Source organism: Cupriavidus sp. 94F1 (assembly GCF_057798875.1).
Window position 1 is genome coordinate 678810 of sequence record NZ_JBYOJT010000002.1, and the last position, 16279, is coordinate 695088.

At 66.1% G+C, this 16279-nt stretch carries 16 protein-coding genes; 7 read left to right on the forward strand and 9 right to left on the reverse strand.

The features are described 5' to 3' along the window. Nucleotides 1–96: 96 nt before the first annotated feature. Nucleotides 97–654, forward strand: a complete 558-nt coding sequence (gene grpE, locus AC3FJ6_RS07220; RefSeq protein ID WP_153948957.1) for a nucleotide exchange factor GrpE — start codon at nucleotides 97–99, stop codon at nucleotides 652–654. A gap of 80 nt (nucleotides 655–734) precedes the next feature. Continuing rightward, a complete protein-coding gene (locus AC3FJ6_RS07225; protein WP_400396125.1) occupies nucleotides 735–1151 on the forward strand; it encodes a thioredoxin family protein in 417 nt (138 codons plus the stop codon). 30 nt (nucleotides 1152–1181) lie between these two features. Here the strand turns inward: AC3FJ6_RS07225 and AC3FJ6_RS07230 are convergent, their stop codons facing one another. Beyond that, nucleotides 1182–2510 (reverse strand): phospholipase A, encoded by a 1329-nt coding sequence (locus tag AC3FJ6_RS07230; protein WP_488771276.1) that lies wholly within the window; start codon nucleotides 2508–2510, stop codon nucleotides 1182–1184. A gap of 127 nt (nucleotides 2511–2637) precedes the next feature. Beyond that, complete coding sequence (locus tag AC3FJ6_RS07235) at nucleotides 2638–3069, reverse strand: DUF1841 family protein (protein WP_153948954.1); 432 nt, start codon at nucleotides 3067–3069, stop codon at nucleotides 2638–2640. 91 nt (nucleotides 3070–3160) lie between these two features. On the opposite strand from AC3FJ6_RS07235, the gene AC3FJ6_RS07240 reads away from it, so the two are divergent. Then, complete coding sequence (locus AC3FJ6_RS07240; protein WP_488771277.1) at nucleotides 3161–4099, forward strand: DMT family transporter; 939 nt, start codon at nucleotides 3161–3163, stop codon at nucleotides 4097–4099. A gap of 87 nt (nucleotides 4100–4186) precedes the next feature. Then, the gene (locus tag AC3FJ6_RS07245; RefSeq protein ID WP_488771279.1) at nucleotides 4187–4774 is read left to right on the forward strand and encodes a malonic semialdehyde reductase; all 588 of its coding nucleotides are present in this window, start codon (nucleotides 4187–4189) and stop codon (nucleotides 4772–4774) included. A 92-nt stretch (nucleotides 4775–4866) separates the two neighbouring features. Here the strand turns inward: AC3FJ6_RS07245 and AC3FJ6_RS07250 are convergent, their stop codons facing one another. From AC3FJ6_RS07250 to AC3FJ6_RS07260, 3 genes are read right to left on the reverse strand one after another with little or no spacing between them, the layout of a single operon-like run. Then, nucleotides 4867–5592, reverse strand: a complete 726-nt coding sequence (locus AC3FJ6_RS07250; protein ID WP_488771280.1) for a Coq4 family protein — start codon at nucleotides 5590–5592, stop codon at nucleotides 4867–4869. A 28-nt stretch (nucleotides 5593–5620) separates the two neighbouring features. Next, the gene (locus AC3FJ6_RS07255) at nucleotides 5621–6589 is read right to left on the reverse strand and encodes an alpha/beta fold hydrolase (RefSeq protein ID WP_488771281.1); all 969 of its coding nucleotides are present in this window, start codon (nucleotides 6587–6589) and stop codon (nucleotides 5621–5623) included. After that, nucleotides 6586–8100: a flavin-containing monooxygenase gene (locus tag AC3FJ6_RS07260; RefSeq protein ID WP_488771282.1), complete on the reverse strand. Its 1515-nt coding sequence runs from the start codon at nucleotides 8098–8100 to the stop codon at nucleotides 6586–6588. The genes AC3FJ6_RS07255 and AC3FJ6_RS07260 overlap by 4 nt, the downstream gene beginning before the upstream one ends. A 75-nt stretch (nucleotides 8101–8175) precedes the next feature. Between AC3FJ6_RS07260 and AC3FJ6_RS07265 the strand changes: the two genes are divergently transcribed. Then, nucleotides 8176–8805: a TetR/AcrR family transcriptional regulator gene (locus AC3FJ6_RS07265; RefSeq protein ID WP_488771283.1), complete on the forward strand. Its 630-nt coding sequence runs from the start codon at nucleotides 8176–8178 to the stop codon at nucleotides 8803–8805. Here AC3FJ6_RS07265 and nth read toward each other — a convergent pair. Then, nucleotides 8802–9446 (reverse strand): endonuclease III, encoded by a 645-nt coding sequence (gene nth, locus AC3FJ6_RS07270; RefSeq protein ID WP_153948947.1) that lies wholly within the window; start codon nucleotides 9444–9446, stop codon nucleotides 8802–8804. The two genes, AC3FJ6_RS07265 and nth, sit on opposite strands and share 4 nt — an antisense overlap. Continuing rightward, nucleotides 9443–10336: an electron transport complex subunit RsxB gene (gene rsxB / locus AC3FJ6_RS07275; RefSeq protein ID WP_488771372.1), complete on the reverse strand. Its 894-nt coding sequence runs from the start codon at nucleotides 10334–10336 to the stop codon at nucleotides 9443–9445. The genes nth and rsxB overlap by 4 nt, the downstream gene beginning before the upstream one ends. A 194-nt stretch (nucleotides 10337–10530) precedes the next feature. On the opposite strand from rsxB, the gene AC3FJ6_RS07280 reads away from it, so the two are divergent. Then, the gene (locus AC3FJ6_RS07280; protein ID WP_153948946.1) at nucleotides 10531–11166 is read left to right on the forward strand and encodes a TetR/AcrR family transcriptional regulator; all 636 of its coding nucleotides are present in this window, start codon (nucleotides 10531–10533) and stop codon (nucleotides 11164–11166) included. Nucleotides 11167–11267: 101 nt separating this feature from the next. Here AC3FJ6_RS07280 and AC3FJ6_RS07285 read toward each other — a convergent pair whose 3' ends face one another. Together AC3FJ6_RS07285 and AC3FJ6_RS07290 are read right to left on the reverse strand one after the other, a co-directional pair. Continuing rightward, complete coding sequence (locus AC3FJ6_RS07285) at nucleotides 11268–12506, reverse strand: polyhydroxyalkanoate depolymerase (protein WP_153948945.1); 1239 nt, start codon at nucleotides 12504–12506, stop codon at nucleotides 11268–11270. 232 nt (nucleotides 12507–12738) lie between these two features. After that, nucleotides 12739–13935, reverse strand: coding sequence for an amino acid aminotransferase (locus AC3FJ6_RS07290; RefSeq protein WP_400392545.1), 1197 nt, complete (start codon nucleotides 13933–13935; stop codon nucleotides 12739–12741). A 230-nt stretch (nucleotides 13936–14165) separates the two neighbouring features. Here AC3FJ6_RS07290 and uvrB point away from each other — a divergent pair, with 230 nt between their 5' ends. Then, nucleotides 14166–16259 carry an excinuclease ABC subunit UvrB gene (gene uvrB / locus AC3FJ6_RS07295; protein ID WP_488771285.1) on the forward strand — a complete coding sequence of 698 codons (2094 nt, stop codon included), beginning with the start codon at nucleotides 14166–14168 and terminating at the stop codon, nucleotides 16257–16259. Nucleotides 16260–16279 lie beyond the last annotated feature (20 nt).

The following is a 16279-nucleotide window of genomic DNA, read 5'->3' on the forward strand; positions in this document are numbered from 1 at the left end:
CGCCATGTGCGGCTAGACTTGCCGATTGGCATCCGATCCACCCCGCGGTCCGCAGACGTTGCGGGCCGAGGTTTTGCATTTTTGATACGAATCGACATGGAAGAACAGAATCAGACGCCAGATACGAACACGCAGCAGGCGGCCAACGCCGCGGCAGCGCCGGCGCCCGAGGCTGCGGCCGCCGGTCCCGACGACGTGGCACGCTTGACCCAGCAGGTGGCCGAGCTGGAAGCCAAGGTCAAGGAAACCTACGACCTGTTCATGCGTGCCACGGCCGAGGGCGAGAACATCCGCCGCCGTTCGCAGGAAGAGATCGCCAAGGCACACAAGTTCGCCATCGAGAACTTCGCCGACAATCTGGTGCCGGTCATGGACAGCCTCCAGGCTGCGCTGGCCGACAACACCGGCGACCTGGCCAAGATGCGCGAAGGCGTGGAGCTGACGGCGCGTCAGCTGGCCGCGGCCTTCGAGCGCGGCAAGATCGTCGAGGTGAATCCGGTCGGCGAGAAGTTCGATCCGCATCGCCACCAGGCCATCTCGATGGTGCCGTCCGAACAGGAACCCAACACCGTGGTGGCAGTGCTGCAACGCGGCTATACGATTGCCGATCGCGTGCTGCGTCCCGCGCTGGTGACCGTCTCGGCGCCGCGCTGAGCTGTTTCGATGTAATCGTCTGAAAGACGCCCGGTGGCCGCAAGGTTGCCGGGCGTTGTTGTTTCCGGAGGTCCCCAACGATGTCCGACGCGCAAGACCCTCACCACGCACCCCACCTCGATCACCGGGCCTTCGATGCGCTCGGCATGCAGCCGGTAGGCCCCGACACCATCGATGCCGCCATCGCGGGGGCAGGCGACGACCTGGTCTGCGTTTTCTTCTGGGGTGTGGACTGCTTCAATTGCGAGATGGCCAAGAAGGCCATCCTGGCCGATCCCGACAAGCTGCGCGTGCTGAACCTGCGCTGGCTGCACACCAACGTCTACGCGCATCCCGAACTGGGCCGCCGCTTCGGCCTGCATGGCATTCCCGTGTTCATGTTCTTCCACAGGGGCAAGAAGCTCGGGCGCGCCACCGGCTGGCACGGCTACGGCCAGTTCGCGGCGGCGGTCGGCAATGCGCGCCTCAAGGCCGAAGGCAAGCCGCTGGCGGGTTGACCGTCGTCACGCGGGGGCGAATTCGCGCGCTCAGCGCGACAGCGCGTACCCGATGCGGAACTGCCACGGCGTCTTCTGGTTGTAATAGAGCAGGCTCTCGCCGTAGCCGTAAAAGAACCCGGCCATCAGGAAGCCCGCCGTGCCCGGCAGCAGCCGCGCCAGCGGGTAGGTCAGCTGCGTATCGACGCTGCCGTAGCCCTTGCGGGTCCCCTTGCGCAGCGTGGCGGCCAGCTCCCAGGAATCGGGCTTGCCGTAGGCGATGTTCAGGTCCATGTAGCCGCGATAGTGTGCGATGTCCTCGTTGTCGCTCTTGCCCACATAGGCGTAGAGCTTGGGCGCCACGCGCCAGTGCCAGTCGGTCTGATCGCCGAAATACATCGTCGGCTTGACGAACAGCGTGTTGATCCCGCGCGATTCGTCGCCGGAGCGGCCATTCGATTCGTGCTCGAACCCGGTGGCGACCGACAGGCGGCTCAGCACGCTGTTCTTCACGCCGGTATCCGACAGGTAGTAATACAGGCTGGGCCGGTAGTTGGTGTCCTTGAACGGGCGCGAGTCGCCGGCCAGGTCCCAGAGCGAGAACTGCGTGTAGGCGAAGTAGAGGTTGTCCAGCACCGACTTGGAATTCGGGTCCTTGCCTTCGAAGATCCGGTACTTGAAGCTGATCTGGAACTTGGCGTTGGCGCCGTCGTGCGCGCCGAACATCAGGTACATCGGCTCGTTGAACGACAGGCGCTGGGCATCGCGCAGGTCGGCAGGGGCGGGCGCCGGGGCGTTGTTGTCCGCGGTGACGATGGGCGTGACAGGCGGCTTGCCCTCCGGGGCGGAAGCCGCAGGCGCGGTGGCCGCCTGGGGCGCTTGCGACGTCGCGGGCGCCGTCTGGCCCGGCACCGGCGCGCGGTTGAGCGTCACCAGAACCGGCGCGGCGTCGATGCCGGTGACGTCCAGGCGCACCTGGCCGCGCAGGTCGGCCGGCCATTCGGCGCGGTAGCTGATCGTACGGGATTCGCCGGGACGCAGGTTCAGCACAGCGGGCCCCCCGCCCACGCGCGTCAGTGCGATGCGGATCGGGGCGGCCAGGTCCCCGGAGGCCGTCACCTGCAGCGAATCGGGCACGGCGTAGCGGCGGGTATCGGCATCGGCAGTGACCAGCAGCGTCAGTGTCAGTGGCCGGGTGCCGTCGATCTGGCGCGGCGGCTGCAACAGCGCCACGGCACCGTGGGCGGCCATCGGCACCATGACGGCGCCCGCCATGACCAGCGAGGATGCCAGCGAGGATGCCAGCGCGGACACCAGCGCAGACACAGGCCGGCTAGCGGCACGCCGCCGGGCAGGGCGCACGGGAAGGGTAAATGGCATGGGACAACGGCACGCCGCACCGGAAGGCACGACCGACGGGGTCGGGCAGGGCGGGCATGGCCGGGAGTTGCGACCGCAAGAGGTTAGCATGCGGCGCCCGAGGCGCTTGTCGGTGTTTGTCGGACGCTCAGCCTGCAGCGCGGCGCTTGATGTCGTCCACGTAGGCCTGTCCGTCGGGCGGCATGCCGTTGCGCTGGGCATTCCAGAGCATCTGGCCCAGCGCTTCCATGATCTCGTGCTGGGCGGCGTGCGGCGAATCCAGGCGGCGGGTCAGCGCCTCGTACGCGGCGCGGATACCGGGCGGCTGGTCGATCGACACCTGTTCGGAGATCGACAGGTGCATCGCCAGGTGCAGGAACGGGTTGGTCTGGCCGCCTTCGGGCGTGTAGTCGCGTGCGACGGCGCCTTCGGCATCGTCGAGCTGGTCGTGGTATTCGGGATGCTGGTCGATCCAGTCGACCGCGATGGCCTCAAGCGGCGTGAGGACATTGCCCGCGACGCGCTTCTGCCAGGCTTCGCAGAAGAAACGGCGGACTTCTTCTCGTGAGGGATTGAACATGATGGCCGCTATTGTAGTGCAGCGGTCCGAATGCTGCCGGGGCAGCCCGCCGCGTGAGTAGAATGCGAGCTTTCGGATTCCGTTCGCCCCTATGACCGTCTCCGCCACCGGCACCCTGGGCCACGCCCGCGACACGCTCGCCGGCGTGCTGCTGATCGCGCTGTCGGCCAGCGCCTTTGGCGCCATGGCCATCTTCGCGCGATTCGCCTACGCCGCAGGTGCCGATGTCTATGGCCTGCTGGCCGTGCGCTTCGTGGTGGCGGCCATCGCCATGGCGTTCGTCATGCGCACGCGCGGCATCGCCCTGCCGCCATGGCGGCGCGTGCTGGCGCTGGCCGCGATGGGCGGCATCGGCTACGTCGGCCAGTCCTACTGCTTCTTCACGGCGCTGAACCATGCGCAAGCCAGCCTGGTGGCGCTGCTGCTCTATCTCTATCCGCTGTTCGTGACGATCCTGGCGGCGGTGTTTCTGAAGGAACGGCTGGCCACGGCGGCGGTGATCGCGCTGGTGCTGTGCTCGGTCGGCGCGGGCCTGACCGTGGGCGGTGGCGAGGGCGAGCCGCTCGGCATCGCGCTGGGCGTGGCGGCTGCCGTGATCTATTCGGTCTACATCGTGGTGGGCGCGCGCGTGACGGCGGGCATCCATGCCATCGCCACGACCACGGTGATCTGTTCGGCGGCGGCGCTGGTCTATGTGACGGTCGGCATCCTGCGCACCGGTGCCGGCGTGCCGCCGCAGTTTCCGTCCACGGGCGGCGGCTGGCTGGCGCTGGTGGCCATCGCGCTGGTGTCGACGGTGCTGGCCATCCTGACGTTCTTCGCCGGCCTGCAGAAGCTGGGGGCGTCGAAGGCGTCGATGCTGTCGACGCTGGAACCGGTCGTCACGGTGGCGCTGGCCGCCGCGCTGCTGGGCGAGCATATCGGCGCCGCGCAGGCCGTGGGCGGCGGGCTGATCCTGCTGGGTGTCCTTTGGCTCACCCGCCGCGCCAGCGGCACGCCGCCGCTCGATGCGGCCGACGAACGGAATTGAACGGATTCATCAAACCGCTTGTGGGCCGATGGCCCTCGCTTGGGTACAATCGCGCTTCCTTCCTTCACAAAACCCGGAAAACGCGCAATGAAATCCGTCGATCAGGCCGCCATCGCACAATTGTTCACCGAAGCCCGCACCCATAACGTGTGGCAAGACAAGCATGTGGACGATGCGCTGCTGAAGCAGGTCTACGAAGCGATGAAGTTTGGCCCCACGGCAGCGAACAGCTCGCCGGCCCGCATCGTGTTCGTTAAGTCGGCCGAGCAGAAGGCCCGCCTGGTGGAGTGCGTGTCCGCCGGCAACGTGGAAAAGACGCGTTCGGCGCCGGTCACCGCGATCATCGCCTTCGACAACGCGTTCCACGACCAGCTGCCGAAGCTGTTCCCGCACGCCGACGCGCGGTCCTGGTACGCCGGCAACGACGAGAAGATTGCCCGCGATGCCCTGATGAACAGCTCGCTGCAGGGCGGTTACTTCATCCTGGCCGCCCGTGCGCTGGGCCTCGACTGCGGCCCGATGGGCGGCTTCGATGCCGGCAAGGTCAACGCCGCGTTCTTCCCCGACGGCAAGTGGTCGGTCAACTTCCTGATCAACCTGGGCTATGGCGAGGCCGACAAGCTGCATCCGCGCCTGCCGCGCCTGTCGTTCGACGAAGCCTGCCGCATCGTCTGATCCGGGCTTCCAGCGAGTTGGCCCGCAAACAAAAAAGCGACCCTCGGGTCGCTTTTTTGTTGCCCGATGGGGCGGCGTGCCGATGGGCCGGCTCAGGCCGACCACTCCTGCGCCGGATTGCACGCCTGGTAGCGCACCGGCTCGGCAATGCCCAGCCGCGCACGTGCCGCGTCGAACGGTTCGTTCAGCAGTGTTTCGTAGTCCTCGCCCAGCAGCCAGGCGGCGCGGCGGCCGTGCCGGTAGCCTTCGAGCACCGCGCGGGCGAAGGCCAGGCTGCGCGTCACGCGCCAGCTTTTCAGCGATGCCGCGATGGCGATAAAGGCCCAGCCCTTGCCGCCGGTCTGCGCGTAGCTGAACGCCACCAGCGCCGCTTCGCCCAGGCTCTCGTCGGCGCGATAGCCGGTCAGCACATGCCAGATGTCATGGACGTCGCGGGTGCGCCGGCCAAACCACATATAGGCGTCCTCGACGATGGGCTCCTGGTTCAGGTTCGACACCTTGGCCAGGCCATCGGCGCTGTAGCCGGTTTTTTCCAGGAAGGCCCGATACGCGGCACCCACCGTGCCCGGTGCGAAGCGGGCCACATAGTCCGGATCGGATAGTTTTTCCGCCAGTTCGATGCGCTGATAGGCCATGCGCCGGCCGTCGGGGGTGGAAAGCAGGCGGCTGAAGTTGCGCGGCATCGACGGGCCGTTCAGCGCGCGCATGATCTTGAACACCTGTTCGGTGTCGTTGCCGTCGGCCAGCAGCTTGCGGATGGCCTGGAACGCGGTGCCCAGGTCGCGCCTGTAGGGGTTGTAACCGGTGGAGGAAGCCATGGCGAGTCCTTTCGGTGGGGGCTGCGGGTCAGGCGGTTGCCGGCTCGCGCAGGCGGGCGGCCGCGTTGCGCACGAAATCGACGCTGGCATCGATGGCGGTGACCGGCAGCATATGCCCGCCGCTCACCAGCGTCAGCCGGGCGGCGGGCACCCTGGCGACGAAGGCTTCGCCATTCTTGCGGTAGTCCAGAATCCGGTCTTCGCGGCCGAACAGGATGCTGACCGGCACGCGCAGGTCGCCATATTGCGCCACCAGCGGCGGCAGGCTGTGTGCGGCACCGATCAGGTCTTCGGACGCGCCCAGGAAATGTCCGGGCCGCAGTGCCAGCAGTCCGCCCCCGCGCACGGGGAAGTCGGCCGGCACGGCATCGGGGCCGAAGACGATATCCATGACCTGCTCGCGATTGCGGATCGACATGGGGATCAGCAGCGTCCAGGCGATCAGCTTGCGCATGGCCGCGCTCGGAATCGTCATGGCCTTGAACACCGGCGAGATTTCCTCGGGCGGATGGGTCAGCGGGGCGATCAACGCCAGCCCGCCCACGCGCTCGGGATGGTAGGTGGCCAGCGCCAGCGCAATGGCGCCGCCGAGCGAATGGCCCACCACCAGCGGTTTTTCGAGCCCGAGCCGGTCGATCAGCGCGGCGAGCGTATCGGCCTGGGCGCGCAGGTCGGCCGGCGCGCCGGGCGTGCGCGTCGACCAGCCTGCGGCGGGCCGGTCGACGGCCACCACGCGGAAATCGCGCGCCAGCGGCTCGACCATCCCGTAAGCGAAGTTGGCAAGCTGGCCGGACAGCCCGTGAACCAGCAGCAGCGGCTGGCCCTGGCCCTGCTCGACGACGTGCAGGCGGGCGCCGGGTACATCGACGAAGCGGCCGGTGGGCGGCAGTCCGGCCTCGATCTTGCGCACCGTCTGGCGGGTGAACAGGAACAGCAGGACGAGCAGGGCGGCGGCCAGGGCCACCACCACGGCGATCAGCGCAAGAAATATGTTCAAGATTGAGCCTCGGCAATCGGATCGTTGGTCGGCAGCGCGGCCGCCACGCGGTCGAAGCGCAGTACGCCATCGTCGATGCGGCCATGCCGGATGGTCAGCATGTCCATCAGGTAATTCTGATACACGCGCCACGGCTTGCGTTGGCCCTGCCGGGGCAGCACCGACGCCGCGCGCTGCACGTAGCCGGACGAGAAATCCAGGAACGGCACGGTCTGCACGGTCGGATCGACCTCGGGCATCGCCATGCGGTAGCCGCGCCGGTCCATGAACCGTAGCAGACGGCAGACGTACTCGGCGGTGAGATCGGCCTTGAGCGTCCATGACGCATTGGTGTAGCCGAACGCCAGCACCAGGTTGGGCACATTGCCCAGCATCATGCCCTTGTAGGCCAGCGATTCGGACGGGCGGCGCGCCTGGCCATCGACGGTCAGCGCGATATCGCCCAGCATGTTCAGCTTCAGCCCGGTGGCGACGACCACCACATCGGCAGGCAGCGTCTGGCCGGACTTCAGCACGATGCCGTCGGCGGTAAAGCGGTCGATCTGGTCGGTCACCACCGACGCGCGGCCATTGCGGATTTCGCGGAACAGGTCGCCATCGGGCACCAGGCAGACGCGCTGGTCCCACGGGTTGTAGCGCGGCGTGAAATGGGTGCCCACATCGAAGCCCGGCGTCAGCTGCGCCGCGGCCATGCCCACGATGCGCGCCTTTACCTTGGCTGGCCGGCGGCGCGCCAGCTGGAAGAAGAACATGCCAAGCAGCACGTTTTTCCAGCGCGTGGCGCGGTAGGCCAGGCGCTCGGGCAGCATGCGGCGCAGCTTGTGCGCGATGGGGTCTTCGCCGGGGCGGGTCACGATATAGGTGGGCGAACGCTGCAGCATCGTCACATGGGCGGCGGTCTCGGCCATGGCCGGTACCAGCGTGACGGCCGTGGCGCCGCTGCCGATCACCACCACGCGCTTGCCGGCATAGTCGATCGACGGGTCCCAGAACTGCGGATGGACCATCCGGCCGCGGAATTCCTGCTCGCCCGGAAAATCCGGACGGTGGCCTTCGGCATAGCTGTAGTAGCCCGCGCAGACATAGAGCAGGCGGGCGCGCAGGCGCTGGCGGCTGCCATCGGCGCGGCGGTCGGCGTCTATCGTCCAGCAGGCCTCGTCGCTGCGCCAGGCGGCGCCCACGACCTTGTGGCCGAACCGGATGTGACGTGTAATGCCCGTTTCTTCGGCCGTCTCGCGGATGTAGGCCAGGATCGACGGGCCGTCCGCGATAGCCTTGGCGCCGCGCCAGGGCTTGAAGCGGTAGCCCAGCGTGTACATGTCGGAATCGGAGCGGATGCCCGGATAGCGGAACAGGTCCCAGGTGCCGCCGATGGCGTCGCGCGCTTCCAGGATGGCGAAACGCTTGTCCGGGCACCGCTGCTGCAGTTGCCGGGCGGCGCCGATGCCGGACAAGCCGGCGCCAACGATCAGGACATCCAGAACATCGTCATCAGGACTTTGAGGGCGCATGACGGCTACCGGGGGCGAGTGGGTATTCTGACAACATAGGTTGTCAGAAGCCATCTGACAATAGGGAATGTCATAATGGCCGCCATGACCACAGAGCTATCTCCCGCCCGCCGCTACCGCGGCGCCGAGGCCGAAGAGCGCCGCGCCCAGCGGCGCGAGCAGTTGATTGCCGCCGCTGTGCAGGTCTACGGCGAGCGCGGCTACCAGAACGCCACCGTCAAGGCGGTGTGCGAGGCCGCCGGGCTGACGGAACGCTACTTCTACGAATCGTTCGCCAACAGCGAGGCATTGCTGCTGGCATCGTATGAAACGGTCACGCATCGCCTGCTTCAAACGCTGGCAAGGGCAGGAGAAGAGGCGGGCGGCAGCGGCGAGCATCGCGTGCTGGCGATGCTGCGTGCCTATTTCGGGGCGCTGCAGTGCGAGCCGCGCTCGGCGCGGGTGTTCCTGGTGGAGATCCGCGGGGTCAGCAGGCTCGTGGACGAGGCGCTGGCGGTATCGCTATGCGATTTTGGCGCACTGATGGCCCGGACGCTGCTGCCGCCCGGGGCGAAGGTGGATCCGATGCTGGCCGCCGGCGTGGCGGGCGGCATCGTCCATGTGGCGCTGTACTGGATCCGCAACGGCTACACGCCGGACGTGGATACCGTGGCGCGCACCGCCTTGCAGCTGGCGCTGGTCCTGAAGGGGCCGAACCCTGCCTAAACGTTCGGTGCCGGGGTCTTCGGCCTGAACTCGCAGAGTGGCTCGATGGCGCAATGCCAGCATTCGGGCTTGCGTGCCTTGCAGACGTAGCGGCCGTGCAGGATCAGCCAGTGGTGGGCGTCGTGCAGGAACTCGGTCGGCGTTACCTTCAACAGCTTCTGCTCCACGGCATCGGGGTTCTTGCCCGGCGCCAGCCCGGTGCGGTTGGCCACGCGGAAGATATGTGTGTCGACGGCAATCGTCGGCTGGCCGAACGCCACGTTCAGGACCACGTTGGCGGTCTTGCGGCCGACGCCCGGCAAGGCCTCCAGCGCCTCACGCACGGGCGGCACCTTGCCGCCATGCTGCTCGACAAGGATCCGGCAGGTTTCCATCACGTGTTTGGCCTTGGTCTTGTAGAGACCGATCGTCTTGATGTACTCGATCAGCCCGGGCTCGCCCAGATCGAGGATCTGCTGCGGGGTATGGGCCACCGGAAACAGCTTGCGCGTAGCCTTGTTCACGCCGACATCGGTGGCCTGGGCGGACAGCAGCACCGCGATCAGCAACTCGAACGGCGAGCTGTATTCGAGCTCCGTTTCCGGGGTGGGATTGACCTCACGCAAGGTTTCGAAAATGGCAAGGCGCTTGGCGGGATTCATGAGCGGGAATCGTCGTTCTTGCTGGGGTCTCCGGGCGCGGTGCTGCCGTCCGGGCTTTGGCATTCCTGGCCGGGCTGGTCGGCCTGATTGGCCTGACTGGCCTGATTGGCCTGATTGGCCTGGCCCCATTTCGCGCGGCGCGCTTCGGCGGCATCGATCTGCGCCTGCACGGCGGGCGACACATTGTCGGTGTTGCGGGGCTGCACGGCGGCCGCCTTCTGGCGCGCGCGTTCGATGGCGGCCTGGATGATCGCCTTCTTGCGCGCCTGCGCGGCCTGTTCCGCCTCGCTGGCCGCGGCTTCGGCCTCCAGGGCTTCCAGCTTGGCCGCGGCCTTGGCGGCCAGGCGGGCGTCGTTTTCCTCGCGCTCGCGCACCAGACGCATCTTGCGCGACTGATAGCGGGCGTACGCGGCATCGGCCTGTTCCTGCGACCAGGCGGCCCAGCCCGTCTTCGCGCCCGTGACCGGAATCATCGCGATGCAATCGACGGGGCAGGGGGCCACGCAGAGGTCGCAGCCGGTACACCAGTCGGGCAGCACGGTATGCATCTGCTTGGCCGCACCGACGATGGCGTCCACCGGACAGGCCTGGATGCACAGCGTGCAGCCGATACATAGCGATTCGTCGATACGGGCCACGGCACGGGCCTGTTCGACGCCGCGTTCGGGGTCCAGCGGCTGGGGCGCGACGCCCAGCACGGCCGACAGCCGCACGATGCCCTCGGCGCCGCCCGGCGGGCAGCGGTTGCTTGCCGCCTCGCCCGCGGCCATGGCTTCGGCATAGGGGCGGCAGCCGTCGAACCCGCATTTGGTGCATTGGGTTTGCGGCAGCAGGGCTTCAAGGCGGTCTGCCAGGCTGGCTTCGCCGGCTATGGACGAGGGGGAACGGATCACGACGGCAACACGGAATCAGGGGGACGACTGGCATCTTGCACGCCTCTGCGGACGTGTGTGCGGCAAGGATTATCCCCGATTTCGCCGCGGTGCAGAAAAGGCGATGATTCGCCGTCACCCGAACGGGAAGAGGAGCCCGGACGAGGTGGCGGGCTGTGCCATAATCCGCGCAACTGACAGATCAGATATTCATGTCGAACGAGCCAAAAACCAAGCGGGACCCAGAAGGCACGCGCCGACGCATCATGGCCGCCGCCACGGAGGAATTTGCCAAGGGCGGGCTGGCGGGTGCCCGTGTCGACCAGATCGCACGCCGCGCCGAGACCAACGAGCGGATGCTCTATTACTACTACGGCAGCAAGGAAGGCCTGTTCCTGGCCGTGCTCGAAAAACAGTACGCCGAGTTTCGCGCGGCCGAGGAGCAGCTGCATATCACCGACGAAGACCCCGTGGCGGGGGTGCGCACGCTGGCCCGCTTCGTCTGGGACTGGTACTACGCGCATCCGGAGTTCATCCGTCTCGTGAACAGCGAGAACCTGCATGAGGCCCGGCATCTGAAGAAGTCGGCCCAGCTCCATCAGCTGATCAATCCGGTGGTGGACGTGCTGGCCGACATCATCCGGCGCGGCCAGCAGCAGGGCGTGTTCCGCGACAACATCGACGTGCCGCAGTTCTACCTGACCATTTCGGCGCTGGGCTATTACGTGCTGTCGAACCGGTACACGATCAGTGCCGTCATCGGCCGCGACGTGGCCACCGAGGAAGAACACGCGCGCTTTGCCGACCTGCATACCGACATGCTGCTGTCGTACCTGACCAATCGCTGAGACATCGCTCAGCGGCATAGCCGATCGGCCAGAAACAAGAACGCCCGCGAGGATCTCGCGGGCGTTCTGCCATGCCGGCCCCGGGCGGGGCCGGGCTACGCTCAGTACTTGCGAATGAAGTCGCGCAGTTCCGGGTAGATATTCTCGCGCCAGCGGCGGCCCGAGAAGATCCCGTAGTGGCCGCACTTCGGCGCGGTGATGTGTTGCTTGCGCGTTTTCGGGATGCCTGCGCACAGGTCGTGCGCGGCGGCCGTCTGGCCCGCGCCCGAGATGTCGTCGAGCTCGCCTTCGATGGTCAGCAGCGCCGTGCCCTTGATGTCCTGCGGGCGCACCGGGTCGCCGTCGATTTCCCACGTGCCGTTGGCCAGGCGGAATTCCTGGAACACTTCGCGGATCGTGTCGAGGTAGTACTCGGCGGCCATGTCCAGCACCGCGTTGTATTCATCGTAGAAGCGCACGTGCGCTTCGGCGTCGTCGGCGTCGCCCTCGATCAGGCTCAGGTAATAGTCATAGTGCGACGACAGATGGCGGTCCGGATTCATCGCCACGAAGCCGGCGTGCTGCAGGAAGCCCGGATAGACCTTGCGGCCATGGCCCGGATAGTTCGCCGGCACCGTGTAGATGACGTTGTTCTCGAACCATTCGAACGACTTGTTGGTGGCCAGGGAGTTGACCGACGTCGGGCTCTTGCGCGCATCGATCGGGCCGCCCATCATCGTCATCGTGCGCGGCGTCTTTTCGCCGGCCGACGCCATCAGCGAGATCGCGGCCAGCACCGGGACGGTGGGCTGGCAGACCGAAATCACGTGCAGCTTGTCGGCGCCGATATGCCGGATGAATTCCTGGATGTAATAGATGTAGTCGGCCAGGTGGAACGCGCCTTCCTCGGCCGGCACCATGCGGGCATCGACCCAGTCGGTCACGTAGACCTTGTGGTCCTGCAGCAGCGTGCGCACGGTGTCGCGCAGCAGCGTGGCATGGTGGCCCGACAGCGGCGCGCAGACCAGCACCACCGGCTCGTCCTTGAGCAGCTTGATGGTCTCGGGGTCGTCGGCATACCGCTTGAACCGCACCAGCTTGCAGAACGGCTTTTCCAGCACGGTCTGTTCGACGATGGGGATCTCGCGGCCATTCGAGCGCACGCTCTTGATGCCGAACTCCGGCTTCTCGTATTCCTTGCCGAGCCGGTACAACAGCTCGTATCCCGCCGCCATCCGGGGCGCGCCCGGAATCAGCGAAAGGGGGCTGAGGGGATTCGTAAACGTCTTGGCGGTCGCCTGGGCCCACGCGGTCAGCGGGTTCAGCATCGAACGCTGGAATTCATGCAGTTGGTAAAGCATGCCGGTACCTGTCTAGCCTTTCTTGTCGCGAGTGCTTGTCGCGCAACGGATTATGCCCGCAATCGAACGATCGTGCTTTGCAGCATACGCTTCCAAGTTACGCCGGCAAGCGGGGAAGACAATAGGACATTGGCGCTAAATCTGGATGACACCGCCTGACAATGACAAAAAAGGCGACCCGAGTGGCCTCCAGGTCGCCTTTTGCCGTTGACGCAGGGTCAGGTGTTGCTTTTTAGTACACGGCGGCGATGGCGTTGACCACGGCGTCGATGTTGCGGCTGTTCAGCGCCGCCACGCAGATGCGGCCGGTGCCGACGGCGTAGATGCCGTGCTCGGTGCGCAGGCGGTCCACCTGCGCCGAGGTCAGGCCCGAGTACGAGAACATGCCGCGCTGGGCCTTCACGAACGAGAAGTCGCCCGGTACGCCCTTGGCCGCCAGCTTGTCCACCAGTGCGTTGCGCATCAGCTTGATGCGGTCGCGCATTTCGGCCAGTTCCTGCTCCCACATGGCGCGCAGTTCTGGGCTGTTCAGCACGGTAGCCACCACGGTGCCGCCGTGGGTCGGCGGGTTGGAGTAGTTCGTGCGGATCACGCGCTTGATCTGCGACAGCACGCGCTGGGCTTCTTCCTTGCCCGTGGTGACGATCGACAGCGCGCCCACGCGCTCGCCGTACAGCGAGAAGCTCTTCGAGAACGAACTCGACACGAAGAACGGCAGGCCCGATTCGGCAAACAGGCGCACGGCGGCGCCGTCCGGCTCGATGCCTTCGGCAAAGCCCTGGTAGGCCATGTCCAGGAACGGGATCAGGTTGCGTTCCTTGACCAGTTCCACCACCTGCTTCCACTGGGCGTCGTTCAGGTCCACGCCGGTCGGGTTGTGGCAGCACGCGTGCAGCACGACGATCGTGTTGGCCGGGTACGACTTCAGCGATTCCACCATGCCGGCGAAGTTCAGGCCGTGCGAGGGGGCATCGTAGTAGGCGTAGTTGACCACCGGGAAACCGGCGGATTCGAACAGCGCGCGGTGGTTTTCCCAACTCGGATCGCTGATGGCGACCGATGCGTCCGGGTACAGGCGCTTCAGGAAGTCGGCGCCGATCTTCAGGGCGCCCGTGCCGCCAAGTGCCTGAGCCGTCACGACGCGGCCTTCGGTAATGAGGGCCGAATCCTTGCCGAACAGCAGGGTCTGCACGGCCTGGTCGTAGGCGGCGATGCCTTCGATGGGCAGGTAGCCGCGCGGGGTGGCGCTGGTCAGGCGGGCCTTTTCGGCTTCCTGCACGGCGCGCAGCAGCGGAATTTTCCCTTCGTCGGTGAAGTACACGCCAACGCCCAGATTCACCTTGGTGGCGCGGGTATCGGCATTGAATGCTTCATTCAGGCCCAGGATCGGGTCGCGCGGGGCCATCTCGACGGCAGAAAACAAACTCATTTGGGATCTCGTGGTCAGCTGTGTAAGAAAACGGAGGGCGTAGAATGCTTCGAACTGCGCTGTGGCTGCGGCGGCACCGGCGACGGGCTCCTGACTGACTTCCTGTCACTACTGACAGAAGCTGACAGTATCCCTTCGGCAAACTATGGCCAACCGGGCTTGAACCGATCCGCGCAACCCCCAGATTCTAGCGTATCCCGCCAGTTTCCCTCAGGTTTTTCCCTACGTTTATGACGAATCTCGCTGAAGTCGCCCCGCCCCTGGACGAAGACAAATTCGTCACGTTTCCGGGCTCGCCGTTCCAGCTGTACCAGCCGTATCCGCCCGCCGGCGACCAGCCCGAGGCGATCCGGCAACTGGTGGAGGGCATCGAGGACGGCCTGTCGTTCCAGACGCTGCTGGGCGTGACCGGCTCGGGCAAGACTTTCACGATGGCCAATGTGATCGCCCGGATGGGCCGGCCGGCCATCGTATTTGCGCCAAACAAGACGCTGGCGGCGCAGTTGTATTCGGAATTCCGTGAATTTTTCCCGCGCAACGCGGTGGAATACTTCGTCAGCTACTACGACTACTACCAGCCTGAGGCCTATGTGCCGCAGCGCGACCTGTTCATCGAAAAGGACTCGTCGATCAACGAGCATATCGAGCAGATGCGGCTGTCGGCCACCAAGAGCCTGCTGGAGCGGCGCGACACGATCATCGTGGCGACGGTGTCGGCGATCTACGGTATCGGCAATCCGAGCGAATACCACCAGATGATCCTGACGCTGCGTACCGGCGACAAGCTGAGCCAGCGCGACGTGATCGCGCGGCTGATCGCCATGCAGTACACGCGCAACGAGACCGATTTCCAGCGCGGCACGTTCCGCGTGCGCGGCGACACGCTCGACATCTTCCCGGCCGAGCATGCCGAGATGGCCGTGCGTGTGGAGCTGTTCGACGACGAGGTGGATTCGCTGCAGTTCTTCGACCCGCTGACGGGCCGCGTCCGTCAGAAGATTCCGCGCTTCACCGTCTACCCGTCGAGCCACTACGTGACGCCGCGCGAGACCGTGCTGCGGGCGATCGAGGACATCAAGGTGGAGCTCCGCGAGCGGCTCGACTTCTTCTACAAGGAAAACCGCCTGGTCGAGGCGCAGCGGCTGGAGCAGCGCACGCGTTTCGACCTTGAAATGCTGTCGGAGCTGGGCTTCTGCAAGGGCATCGAGAACTACTCGCGCCACCTGTCGGGCGCCAAGCCGGGCGAGCCGCCGCCGACGCTGGTGGACTACCTGCCGCCCGACGCGCTGATGTTCCTGGATGAATCGCACGTGCTGATCGGCCAGTTGAACGGCATGTACAACGGCGACCGGGCGCGCAAGACCACGCTGGTGGAGTACGGCTTCCGGTTGCCGTCCGCGCTGGACAACCGGCCGCTCAAGTTCGAGGAATACGAGCGCAAGATGCGCCAGGCGGTCTTCGTGACCGCCACCCCCGCGAACTACGAGAAGGAGCACGCCGGGCAAGTGGTGGAGCAGGTGGTGCGGCCGACCGGCCTGGTCGACCCGATCATCCATGTGCGGCCCGCCACCACGCAGGTGGACGACCTGCTCAGCGAGATCCACCTGCGGCTGCAGGCCGGCGAGCGTGTGCTGGTGACCACGCTGACCAAGCGCATGGCCGAGCAGCTGACCGAGTTCCTGTCCGAAAACGGCATCAAGGTGCGCTACCTGCATTCGGACATCGATACGGTCGAGCGCGTGGAAATCATCCGCGACCTGCGCCTGGGCACGTTCGACGTCCTGGTCGGGATCAACCTGCTGCGCGAGGGCCTGGATATTCCGGAAGTGTCGCTGGTGGCCATCCTCGATGCCGACAAGGAAGGCTTCCTGCGTGCGGAGCGATCGCTGATCCAGACCATAGGGCGGGCCGCCCGTAACGTCAATGGCACCGCGATTCTCTACGGCGACCGCATGACCGATTCGATGCGGGTGGCGATCCAGGAAACCGAGCGCCGCCGCGCCAAGCAGATCGCGCACAACGATGCCCACGGCATTACGCCGCGCGGCGTGGTCAAGCGGATCAAGGACATCATCGATGGCGTGTACGACGCCGACGAGGTCAAGGCCGAGCTGACCGCCGCCGCGGAACGCGCGAAATACGAGGACATGAGCGAAAAGCAGGTGGCCAAGGAAATCAAGCGTCTGGAGAAGCAGATGCTCGACCACGCCAAGAACCTGGAGTTCGAAAAGGCGGCCCAGGTGCGCGACCAGCTGGCCAAGCTGCGTGCACAGGTGTTCGGGGCCGGTGCCGAAGGCGACCATCTGCTGCCGCCGTCAAGCTGAGGGAAGACCTGATCGGCCCT